This window comes from Rhodococcus sp. NPDC057135 (assembly GCF_042670865.1).
Taxonomy (GTDB): Bacteria; Actinomycetota; Actinomycetes; order Mycobacteriales; family Mycobacteriaceae; genus Rhodococcus_F.
In genome coordinates, this window is record NZ_JBHUUU010000001.1 from 396,071 (window position 1) to 409,918 (window position 13,848).

Below are 13,848 nucleotides of genomic sequence, written 5' to 3' on the forward strand. Positions count from 1 at the left end.
GGCGGACGAAGGAGAGCAACACCCATGACAAGCATTTCGAGACAAGAGTATTCGGGTCTGTTCGGGGTCACCACGGGTGACCAGATCAGGCTCGGCAACACCGACCTGTACATCGAGGTGGAGGAAGATCTTCGAACGATCGGCGACGAGTCGATCTACGGCGGCGGCAAGACGCTGCGCGACGGCATGGGCCAGGATCCGGAGTCGTGCAGCATCGACGGTGCCCTCGACCTCGTGATCACCAACGTGGTCATCGTCGATGCAACCATCGGCGTCGTCAAGGCAGACGTGGGAATCAAGGACGGCAAGATCGTCGGCTGGGGCAAGGCGGGAAACTCCAGCACGATGGAAGGCGTCACCCCGGGGCTGACCACCGGTCCGGCGACCGACGCGATTTCCGGTGAGCAGATGATCCTCACTGCCGCCGGCATCGATCCACACGTTCACCTCGTGTCACCACAGCAGGCGTACCACGCACTCAGTGGGGGAGTGACGACGCTGATCGGTGGCGGCATCGGCCCGACCGACGGAACCAACGGCACCACCATCACTTCCGGTATCTGGAACATGGAGATGATGCTCAAGGCCAACGAGGGTTTGCCGGTCAACGTCTGCATGTTGGGCAAGGGGAACTCGTCCGGGCATCAGTCGCTGGTCGAACAGATCAAGGCCGGTGCGGCCGGTCTGAAGGTCCACGAGGACTGGGGCGCGACACCGGCCACAATTCGTGAGTCTCTGCGGGTGGCAGACGAAATGGACGTTCAGGTCGCCATTCACACGGATACCCTCAACGAGGCCGGATACGTCGAGGACACCATCGCGGCCTTCGAAGGCCGTACGATTCACACCTATCACAGCGAGGGTGCGGGTGGCGGTCACGCACCCGACATTCTGCGAGTGACGGGCGAGGACAACGTACTTCCGGCGTCGACCAATCCGACGTTGCCGTACGGCATCAACACTCAGGCCGAGCTCTTCGACATGATCATGGTCTGTCACAACCTCAATCCCAAAGTGCCCTCGGATGTTTCGTTTGCCGAGTCCCGCGTTCGCGCCGAGACGATCGGTGCCGAGAACGTACTGCAGGACATGGGCGTCATCTCGATGTTCTCGAGTGACTCACAGGCGATGGGCCGGGTTGGAGAAAACTGGCTACGCGCGATCCAAACGGCGGACTGCATGAAGCGGTCCCGCGGCAAGCTGCCCGAGGATTCGCCGACACACGACAACTTCCGCGTGTTGCGCTACGTCGCGAAGGTCACGATCAATCCAGCGTTGACGTTCGGTCTTTCGCATGTGGTCGGGTCGATCGGTGTCGGGAAGATGGCGGATCTTGTTCTCTGGGAGCCCGCATTCTTCGGCGCGAAGCCGAAGACGATCATCAAGAACGGTCTGATCAGCTGGCACGCCATGGGAGATCCGAATGCGTCGCTCCCGACACCACAACCGGTGATCTACCGGCCGATGTTCGGTGGATTCGGCAAGGCGTTGCCGCAGAGTTCGGTCTCGTTCGTCTCGCGAGCGGCGCTCGACGACGGCATCAAGGATCGACTCGGACTCGAACGTCAGGTTGTCGCCGTCGAGGGCACGAGGACGGTCACCAAGCGTGATCTGGTTCGTAACTCGGCTACTCCGGAAATCAAGGTGGACCCGGAGACCTTCGCGGTGACTGCGGACGGCGTCCATGCGTACGTCGAACCCGCCGAATCCATTCGCTTGAACCAACTTTACTTCTTCAGTTAGGGGTCTCCAGTGTCGGGAACTATCACACACACGCACGGCGCCGATGCGGCGCCACACACGCACGGCGAGATGACAGCGCCGAGCGGCAAGCCGACGCGAGTCGACGCGCTTCTCGGGAAGGAGACCGACGAGGAGTGGGCCGGTCGACTCGAAAAGGCTGTAGTGGACGTCTTGTCGCTCGATCAGTGGGAAGCGCAGAAGAGTCGATTGCGACGCACCACGATCGGTGGCCGTGAACTGGCCGTCTCGCTCGACCGTGGTATTCAGTTGCAGGACGGCGACATTCTGCTGTGGGACGAGCCGGCGAACACCGTCGTCGTGGCGAGGATCAACCTCAAGGACGTGTTGGAGATCGACCTGAGCGCACTGGTCGACGTCACGCCCGAGAAGATGATTCAGACGTGTTTGGAGTTGGGACATGCCGTGGGTAACCAGCACTGGCCTGCGGTGGTGAAGGGAATGAAGGTCTACGTTCCGTTGACCGTCGACAAGGCAGTCATGGGCTCGGTGATGCGGACACATGCTTTCGAGGGCATCGAGTACACCTTCATCCCGGGCGCCGAGGTCATTCCCTACATCGCTCCACACGAGGCACGCCGTTTGTTCGGTGCGGCCGCGCGTGAGGGCGAGGGGCATACCCATGACCCTCTCGTCTGAGGGATCTGGGCTCAGCATCAACCGCGCGATGCGGATGATGCAGTTTTCCGATTCCATGTTCCCGGTCGGTTCCTTCTCGTTCTCCAACGGTTTGGAATCGGCCGTGGCGCAAGGAATTGTCACGGGTGGTCCGTCGCTACGGGAGTTTGTGCTCTCGGCCACCCATCAGGGCGCGACGTGTGACGGTATCGCCGTACTCGCGGCGCACCGGGGTGCGGCAGCCGGTGATTTCTCGGCGATCCTCGCGGCCGATCATGCAGTGATCGAACGCAAACTCAACGAAGAAGCACGCACGATGAGTACCCGCATGGGTAAGAAATTGGCCGAACTCGGTGGGCGCTTGGCCGGTGAGACCCTGTTCAACAAGTGGTTGGCCGCGATCGCATCGGGGGAGACGCCGGGTACCTACCCCGTCGGCCTCGGAATTGCGTTCGCGGAGATGGGTTCTCCGGAAGAGGACGCTTTCACGGTCAATCAGTACGGTGTCGCGATGACGTTGCTCGGCGCTGCCCTTCGCATCGTCCGAGTCGATCACCTCGCGACACAGGAGATTCTGTTCGAGGTCAATCAGACCGCCGGCCGTGAGTACGACGCAGTGCGTGACTACGGACTCGGCGACATGTCCAATTTCGCCCCGATGATCGACATTCTGGCTGCGGTGCACGTCAAGGCGCACGTCCGAATGTTCATGAACTAGAAGGAGAACGATGAAGAAGACAACGCGCATCGGAATCGGCGGACCCGTGGGTTCGGGTAAGACCGCGCTCATCGAGGCGATCACACCGGAGTTCATCAAGCGGGGCACCAGCGTTCTGATCATCACCAACGACGTGGTCACCACCGAAGATGCCAAGCATGTGCGCAAGGCTCTCAAAGGTGTTCTCGTGGAAGAACGTATCGTCGGCGTCGAGACGGGGGCTTGTCCACACACAGCCGTCCGCGAAGACCCGAGTATGAATCTCGCGGCCGTCGAGGACATGGAGAAGACGTTCCCCGACACCGACGTAGTGTTCATCGAAAGTGGTGGTGACAATCTGACTCTGACATTCAGTCCGGCTCTCGTCGACTTCTTCATCTACGTCATCGACGTGGCCGCAGGGGACAAGATTCCGCGCAAGAACGGTCCGGGAATCTCGCAGTCCGACATCCTGGTCATCAACAAGACCGACCTCGCACCGTACGTCAACGCCGATCTCGGCGTCATGGATCGCGACTCCAAGGGAATGCGCGGCGACAAGCCGTTTGTCTTCACCAATTGCATGACCGGGGAAGGCATCAAGGAAGTGGTGGACCTCATCGTGCACGGAGTCCTCTTCGACGAAGAGGAAGTGGGAGCGAGCGTACCGTGAGTGCACCGCCCGTCCCGGGAGCATCGCGGTCGCTCCCGGGGCCGATCCCGACCATCCCGGAACTCGATCAGTACCAGGATCAGCCGAAGCAGGCGCCGGCCGGCAAGGTCGGTAAGACCGGCGTTCTCGAGATGCGATTTGTCGACCGCGGCGACAAGACGATTCTGCGGGACATGTACCGCAAGACACCGCTGCTGGTTCAGCAGGCGCTGTACTGGGACGAGGCTTTGCCGACCATGCCGTGCGTCTACATGATCTCGACGTCCGGCAGTGTGCTGCAGGGCGATCGGTTGTTCCTGACGATCGAAATGGAGCCAGGTTCCCTCGCACACGTGACCACCCAGTCGGCCACCAAAGTCCACCGGATGGATGCCAATCACGCGTCACAACTCCAGAAAGTGGTGCTGGCCGAGAATTCGTATCTCGAACTGATGCCGGGAGTGACGATCCCACACCGCAACGCGAGGTACTACGCGCGCACCGACGTCACGGTGGATCCGACTGCAACGCTATTGTTCTCGGAGATCGTGATGCCGGGTCGCAAGTATCACGACGGCGGAGAGATGTTCGTCTACGACCTGTACTCCACATTGATCAAGGCGAAGCGTCCGGACGGGAAGAATCTCTTCACCGAGAAGTTGGTGATCGAACCGGCACGCTTCCCCGTGCGATACGGCGGAATCATGGGTGACCACGACGTGTTCGGCAATGTCATCCTGCTGACGCCGAAGGAGCACGCCGACGCCATTCTCGAGGAGATAGTTCCGGGCCGTGACGGCAAGGTCGTTTCCGGAGCTAGTCGGCTACCGAACGACGCCGGTCTCATCTTCAAAGTCCTCGGCCCCGAGAGCGAACCCGTCAAGGCGAAGGTTCGTGATTTCTGGGCTCTGGTACGAAAGGCAGTTCTGGACACCACCATTCCGCCCGTCCCGCTCTGGGGATGACGCGGATCGCCGGATATGGATCGAGGGACGTGCGATGACCACCATCACCAAACCCTGGGACGACGTCGCGGACAAAAACGTCGTGCTCAGATTCATCGACACGAATCTCAAAGGCTCCGGGCAGGTGATGTTCCAGGGCAATGCGCTGACCGGCCTGCTGTTTCTGGTCGGCATCTTCTGGGGCGCGATAGCCGCGGACACGATCACCGTCGCAATCGGTGCCGTGGTGGGTCTGGTGGTATCTACCGTCACGGGCATGATGCTGCACTCCGACGACGGTTCGATGCGCATCGGCCTGTATGGATACAACGGAGTTCTTGTGGGAGCAGCCTTTCCGACGTTCCTTGCCGGTGGCGTGATGCTGTGGATCTACCTCGTGGTGGGAGCTGCTGCGTCGACCATCGCGTTCCTGGCTGTTGCCAATGTCTTCAAGACCTGGGGCGTACCGGCGCTGACCTTTCCGTTCAACCTCGTCAACTGGTTCTTCCTTCTTGCGGCGTTCCAGTTCCTGCGGATCGAAACATCGGACCTCAGCGCGGGCCAGTTTCCTCAGCACATCGGGGACGCGTCGGCCCATGCCGACATCACCTTCAGCTTCCTGTGGGACACGCTGTTCCGCAACGTGTCCCAGATATTCCTGATCAACAACACCATTACCGGAATCATCTTCGTGATCGCGCTGCTGGTCGCGTCGCGTTGGGCGGCGGTGTTCGCGCTCATCGGTTCGGCGATAGCAATGGGTTCGGTGCTCGCGCTCGGCGCCAACACCGTCGACATCGGCAATGGTCTGTACGGGCTCAGTTCGGTGCTGACGGCAATCGCCCTCGGTTCGGTGTTCTACAACCCGTCGTGGCGCGTGTTCGTCTACACAGTCTTCGGAGTGCTGGTGACTGTTGTCATCCACGGCACCCTGGTGTCTGCCTTCGCTCCGATCGGTCTGCCGGCGGGCACCGGTCCGTTCGTCTTCGCGACGTGGCTGTTCCTGCTGCCGAAGAAGAAGTTCGTTCCTGTCCAGCACGACACCATCGAGGGTGGAGCGGCCGAGGGCAAGGACTCGATCGCGAAGGCGAACGGATAGAAACGTGATTGGCGAGGCGCCCGTACGCTGGGGCATGCGATGAGTTCATCTATTCGTCCTGCCGCCACCGTCGAACAGAAAGCATCCACATGACAGACGCCAGCACCCCTCGCATCCATCTCGGTCCTGTCGACGATCCTCACCTTGCCGACGGGATTCGCCGAGCCGGTGGAGTTCTCGTTCCACTCGCAGAGGCGGAGGGTGTCGTGTGGGCAGACGGGCCGGACACGTTCCCGTCGTCGCTACCCGATTCGGTTCGCTGGGTACAGTTGCCGTTCGCCGGGATCGAGCCATGGTTCGACGCCGGCGTGATCGACGAGAAGCGGGTCTGGACTTCCGCTGCCGGAGCGTATGCGGGCAACGTGGCCGAACATACGATGATGCTCCTGCTCGCCGGAGTACGCTCTCTCCCCGAACAATTGGCGGCACAGTCGTGGCGCAAGGAAGAGTTCGACCCGCGAGTGGGCACCCTGCAGGGCTCGAGCGTGGCGATCATCGGTTGCGGCGGAATCGGCCGGGCATTGATCCCGTACCTCGCCGCCTCCAAGGTCAAGGTCATCGCAATCACCCGCTCGGGCACTCCCGTCGAAGGTGCTGCCGAAACGCTCTCGGCCGACCGTACCGGTGAAATTTGGTCCACGGCAGATCACTTCGTGATCGCAGCACCGTCGACATCCGCGACGCGGCATCTGGTCGGCAAGGCAGAACTGGACCAGATGTCGGAGTCGAGCTGGATCGTGAACATCGCACGCGGCAACCTCGTCGACACGGACGCGCTGGTCGATGCTCTCGAAGCGGGTTCGATCGGCGGTGCGGCACTGGACGTCACCGACCCCGAGCCGCTGCCGGACGGGCACCGGTTGTGGAAGCTCCCCAACGCGATCATCACTCCGCACGTCGCTAACCCGGCTACGTCGCTCACTCGTGTGCTGGCAGATCACGTGGCTGCCAACGTCGCTCGATTCGCTGCGGGTGAGGGTCTTGCTGCGGTAATCGACCCGTCGGCGGGCTACTGAACCGACAGAACGCGCAGATCCTCGAGACCGTCCACGACGGGAACTCGCCACGACGCAAGCTCTTCCGGTCCCTGCTCGTCCCACAGCTCGAACAGTTCCGAATCGGTCGATGCGATGGTGCGCTCCACCATTTCGATCAGCCAGGTGAGCCGTTCACTGGTCAGGGCCGAGGTGAAGGAGTCGAGATCGAGGTCTTGGGTGGCAGGGTCACGCTTGCGGTCGGCACGCACGATCAGTACCAATTCGAGCAAGGCGACGGCGATTTGACCGCCGTCGACCTCGAGGTAGTCGTCTTCGAATGCCCACTTCACCGATTCGAAGGTGAAATCACCGTGCCCGATGGACGCGATCAAATCCCCTGCACCGTCGTTCTCGAACGGTCCCGATCCCCACGCGCCCACTGTCTGCTCTTTTCCGATTGCCGTCTCAGCGCGCTTCGAGCGCGATCTTCGCTCCGAATCCTAGAAGAACTGTTCCGGTTATGCGCTCCAGTGCCTGTCGCACTCGGGGCTTCTCGAAGGTGCTACGTGCCCGCGAGAGAAGGACCACGTAGCCGCTGAGCCACACGATGGTGATGGCTGCGTGGATGAGCACCAGCAGTGCAAGCGACGGTCCCGTGGGCCACCCGGCCGGAACCAACTGTGGCAACAGTCCGGTGTAGAAGACGGCGATCTTGGGGTTGAGCAGGTTGGTGGTGAAGCCCGTCTTCCACGTTCCGGCCTTCTGCGACCGTGGAGTGCCGACATTGTGTTGCATGCGCGAAGACCGGCTCTCCCACAGTGCTCGTACCCCGAGATAGATCAGATAGGCGGCGCCAGCGAGCTTGACGACGGTGTAAGCCTCTGCGGATGCGGCCAGGATCGCTGAGAGCCCGAGAACGGTCAGCAGCCCCCACACGAGGAGGCCGGAGACTATGCCGGCCGCAACCCGGAATCCGGCGGATCTTCCGGCGCCGAGCGCAGCCTGCGTCACGACGGCCATGTCCGGCCCGGGGACCAGAGTCAGTAGGGCGAGCACAGCTGTGGCAGCGAGCAGAGCGGTCAGCATGCAACAAGTATGAAGTCGGGGTGGGGAGCGTTGTCGGCCGGTGGTGTCGTGCCTGTGAACAAAGAATGGCGCGGTGGTGTGAACTGCGTGGACACGCCCGGAAACCGGCGTCTCGCGAGCCCTGTTCGACAAAGTTATACACACTGTGGGGAAACGGATCGTTGCAGGTAGGAGGAATAACTCTGTTGTAATTCATCCTTTTGTCCACAGGTTATGCACAACTGGGAAGTGGATGTGAATGAAGTTATCCACACCTGTGTGTGCATCGGTGGAGAACTGTCCAACTCCATTGGATACCCGCGAGTAATAAATCCCAACCAGTGGGTTGACCCCGGGACGTTCGTCCTGTCCAATCGAGGGTTAGCGATAGTCGTGCGATGCTCAGGGGGCGCTTGACGGATGCGGAGATTTGGGTTTGTCGGAATTGTGTTGGTCGTGCTCGCGCTTGTTGTGGGCGGAGTGGCGTATGCCGAACCGGCGCCTGAAAATCCACCAGGAGATCCGGCCGGTCAGACCGGCGCCCACATCAATCGCATAGAGCGGTTGTCGCCCACTCGCAGTGCCGTGTTCGTCGATTCGCCGGCGATGCGACGCGAGGTGCAAGTGCAGGTTCTGCATCCCGCGACCGACGCCGGCACGCGTCCGTCCTTTTATCTGCTCGACGGCGTCAGCGCCGGATCGGAATCCGGATACTCCGAGAGCACTTGGACCCAGAAGACCGACATCGAAACATTCTTTGCCGACAAGAACGTCAACGTCGTTCTCCCCGTAGGCGGTACCGGCAGTTTCTACACCAACTGGAAGAACGACGATCCGAATCTCGGCGTGAACAAGTGGGAATCGTTTCTCGCCGAGGAGCTTCCGGCATTGATCGATTCGGCGTTCTCCGGAAACGGGACGAACGTGGTCGGTGGGGTGTCCATGGGTGCGCTCGGCGCGGCCAACCTCATCACTCATCATCCGAAGCTTTACACCGGATTAGCCTCGTACAGTGGCTGTCTCGACAACTCCGAGTCGTCCTCGCAGGATTCCGTGCGGCTCACCGTGGCCAGCAAGGCCGGCGATGCCACCAACATGTGGGGCCCGGCATCGGACCCCGACTGGCAAAAGCACGACCCGTCCACCAACGCGGAAATGCTGCGCGGGAAAACGATCTATGTTTCCTCGGGCACGGGTGCGCCCGGAGAATACGACAATATCTTCACCCTGAGCGGCCTGCAGACTGCCATCGAAGGCGGACCGCTCGAGGCGCTCGCGAACACCTGCACACAGCTGTTCGAAGCGACGTTGGGGGAACTGTCGATTCCCGCAGTGTTCGCCTATCGGAACGACGGCACCCATTCATGGCCGTACTGGCAAGACGCGCTTCACGATTCCTGGCCGACGGTGAAGACGGCGCTGGGAATGTGAACTGAGAGTTACTCGGCCAGTGCCAGTTCGAGCAACTGGAGTGCGCCGTCACGGGTCTGTGCAGCTGCGATGAACCCGGCCTTGTGGCAGAACACCGAACTGTCGACGCCCGTCTCGGCGGCAAGATCCGAGCCGTTGAGGCCGCGCCACTGCTCCGGCAACAGCTTTCGTGAACCGAATTTGGAGTCGGCGGGCTTCACTGTCTGAATCGACCAGCCGCCGTTGGTGTTCGGGAAGATCGTGAACAGCAGTTCCGGTTGGGCCGATGCGGCGCGGCCGTGGGGAACGAAACGTTCCAACACGACGAAGCGCGGATCCGTTGCCTTCTCGTAGGTCTCGGTGAACTCGCGTTCGGCGGCCGCGTCGCCGGCGTACTTGGCGCGCAGGCGAATCAAGACCTGAGTTGCGAGAACGACGGCCAGCTCGAACTGGGTGTCGAACTCCTCGTCGGTGGACGAGATGGGGTTGAACAGGTCCAGCACGGACGACAGATCAAAAGGCTTGGTGCCGAAATCGTTGAGGGTGTAGATCTCCTGGCCGTTGTCGACGGCGTCGATGCCCTCGACCAGTCGGCTGTCGATCCGTCGGAAGACGGACGCGTCGCCTTCGCAGAACTTCAAGCCGTATTCCTGCCAGAGCAGGCCGAAGGCGGAGTACAGAATGCCGTTGCTGCGCTCGCCGGCATCACGCTGGTGATGGTCGAAGCGGCCTTCGGCCGGGTTGTAGCGACCGCCGACGTCGAGCACGATGTCCGCGCTGTCGAGGACGTCCTCGTCACGGCTGCGAACGACGGTGGCGTCGGGGTACAGCTGCTTGAGCAGCGATACGCCGAAGACGTCGTCTGCGTGGAACTTGCCGTTATGGGTCGCGATGATCACTCGTCGAGACTAGGCAATCGAGCGCGGGGATGCCTATTCAGCCGATGGTGCGGATGCGGTCGGTGGCAGGTGGCGAGACCGGTGACCCGGCTGCGAACAGGGCGGTCAAGGCGTCGAGGTCGTTGCCCGCGCCGGTCATCTGGGTGGAGTTCTTCAGTGCGGTGAAGCCGTCCCCGCCCTCGGCGAGGAACTTGTTCACCACGACGCTGTAGACGGCGTCGGGTGCGATGTCCTGCCCGTTCAGGCGCATTTCCGAGATTCGCGTACCCGGCGCTGCCCGTCGGTCCAGGGTGTAGGTGAAGCCCGCGGACGGTGAGAGGATGCGCTCGGTAGCGGTGCCGTCGAGGTCGATCTGGAATTGCTGTTCGAGAGCGTCCTTCAGTACCGCTCCTGTGACGGAGAGCACCTCGAGGCTGTTTCCGAAGGGTTGCACACCGTAGGCCTGGCGGTAGGTGATCTGGCCGGAAGTGCCGAAGTCCAAGTCCTCGCGCATGCCGCCGGGGTTCGTCAACGCGAGTTGAGCGCCTCGTGTCGATCCGGCTGCGAGTTGAGCGTCGGCGACCAGGTTGCCGAGTGTGGATTCACCGCTGGGTACCCGGTCCCGGGTCAGGTCGGCGGTGATGGTCCCCACCGGCCGCTGCGCGCTTTCCGACGCCTCCGACCAGGCGCGGTCGGCGAGAGCCTGAATATCGGGATCCGGCGAAATATCGTGTGTCACTATCTGATTGAAAGCGGACGTCTGATCTCGAACGACCTCGCGGGTGTTGCGATCGATCGTCACATCTGCGACGGACACGATCCGGCCGTGCGAAGCGCCCTGCATCACGACTCTGGGATTGCCTGCGGGATCAGGGAATTCGCAGTTGTACTGCTGGTGGCTGTCGGCGGTGAAGATGACGTCCACCTTCGGTGATGCGCGTAAGGCGATGTCGCGGGCCGGCCCGGACTCGACGTTGCAGTCGTTCGGCCCGCCCTCGACGGCAGGTTCGTCCCCACGGTGCAGGAGGACGGTGATGGCTTTGACACCGAAGAAGTCGAGGACGTCGGCGGTGCGGTTGATCGCTTCGACCTCGTCGCCGAACTGCAGATCGGCGATCCCGCCAGGGGTGACGATCTGCGACGTGTTGGCGGGGGAAATCGCGATGACTCCGAGCGGAATGCCGTCGACCATGTTCACGGTGAACGGCAGCGTGGCCGGAGCGCCGTTGGTGTACGTCATGTTCGCGGCCATCAGTGGGAAGTTGGCGCCGCCGAAGGACGGGCTGAACGTGCATGCGTCGACGGCGGAGCAACCACCGGACTGCATGCGGCGGAACTCGGCGAGCCCTTTGTCCAGCTCGTGGTTGCCGATCGCGGAAGCGTCGATCTTCATCCGGTTCAGGAGTTCGACCGTCGGTTCGTCGTTGAACATCGCCGACTCGAGCGCCGACGATCCCCAGTTGTCACCGACCGAATACAGCAGCGAGTTGGTGGCTTGGCTGCGAAGTTGTGTCACGTAGGCCGCGAGATACGCCGCGCCACCTGCGGGAGTGAGCGAGCCGTCGGACTGCCTGATCTCGCTGCGAACACCTTCCGGCGGGCGGAGGCTGCCGTGCAGATCGTTGAAGGCCAACAAGCGGACCGACACCGTGTCCTGCGACTGGGCAGTGGCGACGCCACTCAGGGAGGTCGCGGTGGTGGCGAGAAGGGTCGTTGCGAGCACGGCACACGTTCGTGTCATGCGTCGCGTCATGCGTCGTGCTCCCTCACTCGGACCGGCCTCGAACCTCCCTGAGTGTGCCCGTCCGCCGAAACGAATTCCAGTCCTCGGCGTAACAGTTATGTATCGAGTGTCACGCGGTGACGCCGATGCCCGCCGCCTGCTTCGCGACGGCAGTGTTCGCGAAAGCGAGGAACGCGTCGTTCTCGTGTGGGTCGCCGATGGTCATCCGGACGCCCTCGACGCCGTACTGACGGATCAGAATGCCCGCTTCGGTACTTGCCTCGGCGAAACCGGGCGAGAGCTCTCCGAGGGGGAGATAGACGAAGTTCGCCGACGACTCGGGGACGGTGTAGCCGGCTTCGATCAGAGCGGTCCGAACTCGGGTCCGCTCGGCAATGACGCCCTCCGTGCGCGCAAGCAGTTCGTCTGCGGCAGCCAGGGAAGCGATCGCGGCGGCCTGGGCAACGGCGCTCACGGTGAACGGGGTGTGCACCTTGCCGAGGGCCACGATGATCTCCGGATCCGCGACGGCGTAACCGACGCGGATGCCGGCGAGGCCGTACGCCTTCGAGAAGGTGCGCAGAACAACGACGTTGGGGCGGGTGCGGAACAGTTCGATGCCGTCGGCGTCCGAGCGTGAGTATTCGAAGTACGCCTCGTCGAGTGCGACGACGACGTGTGCCGGGACCGCGTCGAGGAAGCTTTCGAGTTCCGCCTTCGACAGCGCATTGCCGGTCGGGTTGTTGGGGTTGCACACGAAGATCAACCGCGTGCGATCGGTGATCGCGGCCAGCATCGCGTCGAGGTCGTGGCCGAAGTCCTCGGTCAGCGGAACCTTGACCGAGACGGCGTGGCCGACCTGGGTGACCACGGGGTACGCCTCGAACGAACGCCATGCGTAGATGACCTCGTCACCCTGATCGCACGTGATCTGCACGAGTTCCTGGCACAGCGTCACGGAGCCACAACCAGCGGCGACGTTGGCAGGCTCGACTTTCAAGAAGGTGGCCAGCGCCTCGATGAGGGCGACCGCAGCGTTGTCCGGGTAGCGATTGGCATTCGCGGCGGCGTCGGCGACGGCATCACGCACACCGGGCAACAGGCCCACCGTTGTTTCGTTGCTCGCCAGCTTGATCGCACCCGGAAAATTGCGTCCGGGAACGTAGGCGGGAATGGAGGCGAGGTCGGGGCGAATGTGTGCGGTCACGAGTCGATTATGCGCGCACTGATTTGGTGCGATGCGGCCGTCTGCGTGTCACAGTTGGAAGATGTCGGAAATCTTCCGGGCCACCGCATATCTGCGCGGAGCCGAAGGGGAGGTCGCCACGGCTGTTCCACTGACGGTGGTGGAGCCGGACGGCCCGACACGAGGCGGAATCGTCGTGCTGCACGAAGCCCGGCAGTTCAGCCCGGCTCTGCTGAATCTGATGTGCGCACTCGCCGGCGAAGGGTGGGTGAGCGTCGCACCGCACCTGTTCCATCGCGAACCCGAACACATGCAGGGCGAGGTGTTCGGTGACAACCTCTTCGCCGACTTCGACGCGACCCTCGATTGGCTCGTCGCGCGCGAAGTTCTCGCTGACACCATCGGGGTGCTCGGGTTCGACGACGCCGGTACCGCCGCGATGCTCGTGGCCACCAGCCGTCCCGTCGGCGCCGCGGTGAGTGTCGCCGCGCGAGGAATCGTCGAAGCCTTGTCGGTGGACGCTCAGGCGCTTGTCGATGCGGCCACGTTCCTGCAGGCGCCGTGGCTGGCTCTGTACGGGGAGGACGATCCCAGCACGCCTCGCGAACACGTGACGCTGCTCCGGGAAGCGACCGCGAAGGCCGACGTCGCGACGCTGGTGGTCAGTTACGCCGGACTGGCTCACCGGGCCGACGAACCGCCACAGCTGTCCGAGGACGCCGACCTCGACGACCCGGGTTCGGCCTCGATCATCGAAGCTCAGACCCGGATCTTCGACTGGTTCGACAGCCACCTGCGATAAGTCGACAAAACAGGGCGCTGACCACACGTTTTGCCT

14 protein-coding genes are annotated in these 13,848 nt (G+C 62.5%); 9 read left to right on the forward strand and 5 right to left on the reverse strand.

Annotated elements, in window-relative coordinates; translation table 11 throughout:
- Positions 1 to 24 precede the first annotated feature (24 nt).
- The 7 genes from ACFT1A_RS01805 to ACFT1A_RS01835 all read left to right on the forward strand — a co-directional run bounded on the left by ACFT1A_RS01805 (position 25) and on the right by ACFT1A_RS01835 (position 6,787).
- On the forward strand, positions 25 to 1,743 hold the full coding sequence (locus ACFT1A_RS01805; RefSeq protein WP_003943847.1) for an urease subunit alpha: 1,719 nt from the start codon (positions 25 to 27) through the stop codon (positions 1,741 to 1,743).
- Positions 1,744 to 1,752: 9 nt separating this feature from the next.
- On the forward strand, positions 1,753 to 2,400 hold the full coding sequence (gene ureE / locus ACFT1A_RS01810) for an urease accessory protein UreE (RefSeq protein ID WP_378445595.1): 648 nt from the start codon (positions 1,753 to 1,755) through the stop codon (positions 2,398 to 2,400).
- The gene (locus ACFT1A_RS01815) at positions 2,384 to 3,097 is read left to right on the forward strand and encodes an urease accessory protein UreF (RefSeq protein ID WP_378445596.1); all 714 of its coding nucleotides are present in this window, start codon (positions 2,384 to 2,386) and stop codon (positions 3,095 to 3,097) included. Before ureE ends, ACFT1A_RS01815 begins: the two co-directional genes overlap by 17 nt.
- Positions 3,098 to 3,107: 10 nt before the next feature.
- Complete coding sequence (gene ureG, locus ACFT1A_RS01820; protein WP_003943822.1) at positions 3,108 to 3,749, forward strand: urease accessory protein UreG; 642 nt, start codon at positions 3,108 to 3,110, stop codon at positions 3,747 to 3,749.
- Positions 3,746 to 4,693: an urease accessory protein UreD gene (locus ACFT1A_RS01825; protein ID WP_378445597.1), complete on the forward strand. Its 948-nt coding sequence runs from the start codon at positions 3,746 to 3,748 to the stop codon at positions 4,691 to 4,693. The genes ureG and ACFT1A_RS01825 overlap by 4 nt, the downstream gene beginning before the upstream one ends.
- Positions 4,694 to 4,727: 34 nt before the next feature.
- The gene (gene yut, locus ACFT1A_RS01830) at positions 4,728 to 5,771 is read left to right on the forward strand and encodes an urea transporter (RefSeq protein WP_378445598.1); all 1,044 of its coding nucleotides are present in this window, start codon (positions 4,728 to 4,730) and stop codon (positions 5,769 to 5,771) included.
- A gap of 89 nt (positions 5,772 to 5,860) precedes the next feature.
- A complete protein-coding gene (locus ACFT1A_RS01835; RefSeq protein WP_378445599.1) occupies positions 5,861 to 6,787 on the forward strand; it encodes a D-isomer specific 2-hydroxyacid dehydrogenase family protein in 927 nt (308 codons plus the stop codon).
- Here ACFT1A_RS01835 and ACFT1A_RS01840 read toward each other — a convergent pair.
- Both ACFT1A_RS01840 and ACFT1A_RS01845 read right to left on the reverse strand, forming a co-directional pair.
- On the reverse strand, positions 6,781 to 7,188 hold the full coding sequence (locus tag ACFT1A_RS01840; protein ID WP_003943873.1) for a DUF4259 domain-containing protein: 408 nt from the start codon (positions 7,186 to 7,188) through the stop codon (positions 6,781 to 6,783). The genes ACFT1A_RS01835 and ACFT1A_RS01840 overlap by 7 nt on opposite strands.
- Before the next feature lie 25 nt (positions 7,189 to 7,213).
- On the reverse strand, positions 7,214 to 7,834 hold the full coding sequence (locus ACFT1A_RS01845) for a LysE family translocator (protein WP_378445600.1): 621 nt from the start codon (positions 7,832 to 7,834) through the stop codon (positions 7,214 to 7,216).
- 399 nt (positions 7,835 to 8,233) lie between these two features.
- On the opposite strand from ACFT1A_RS01845, the gene ACFT1A_RS01850 reads away from it, so the two are divergent.
- Positions 8,234 to 9,244 carry an alpha/beta hydrolase gene (locus tag ACFT1A_RS01850; protein WP_378445601.1) on the forward strand — a complete coding sequence of 337 codons (1,011 nt, stop codon included), beginning with the start codon at positions 8,234 to 8,236 and terminating at the stop codon, positions 9,242 to 9,244.
- Between the two features lie 8 nt (positions 9,245 to 9,252).
- Here the strand turns inward: ACFT1A_RS01850 and ACFT1A_RS01855 are convergent, their stop codons facing one another.
- From ACFT1A_RS01855 to hisC, 3 genes are all read right to left on the reverse strand, one after another.
- Positions 9,253 to 10,122, reverse strand: a complete 870-nt coding sequence (locus ACFT1A_RS01855) for an MYG1 family protein (protein ID WP_317826611.1) — start codon at positions 10,120 to 10,122, stop codon at positions 9,253 to 9,255.
- 37 nt (positions 10,123 to 10,159) lie between these two features.
- Positions 10,160 to 11,854: a bifunctional metallophosphatase/5'-nucleotidase gene (locus tag ACFT1A_RS01860; RefSeq protein WP_378445602.1), complete on the reverse strand. Its 1,695-nt coding sequence runs from the start codon at positions 11,852 to 11,854 to the stop codon at positions 10,160 to 10,162.
- 100 nt (positions 11,855 to 11,954) lie between these two features.
- On the reverse strand, positions 11,955 to 13,031 hold the full coding sequence (hisC, locus tag ACFT1A_RS01865) for a histidinol-phosphate transaminase (RefSeq protein WP_378445603.1): 1,077 nt from the start codon (positions 13,029 to 13,031) through the stop codon (positions 11,955 to 11,957).
- Positions 13,032 to 13,092: 61 nt separating this feature from the next.
- On the opposite strand from hisC, the gene ACFT1A_RS01870 reads away from it, so the two are divergent.
- On the forward strand, positions 13,093 to 13,812 hold the full coding sequence (locus ACFT1A_RS01870) for a dienelactone hydrolase family protein (RefSeq protein ID WP_378445604.1): 720 nt from the start codon (positions 13,093 to 13,095) through the stop codon (positions 13,810 to 13,812).
- Positions 13,813 to 13,848 lie beyond the last annotated feature (36 nt).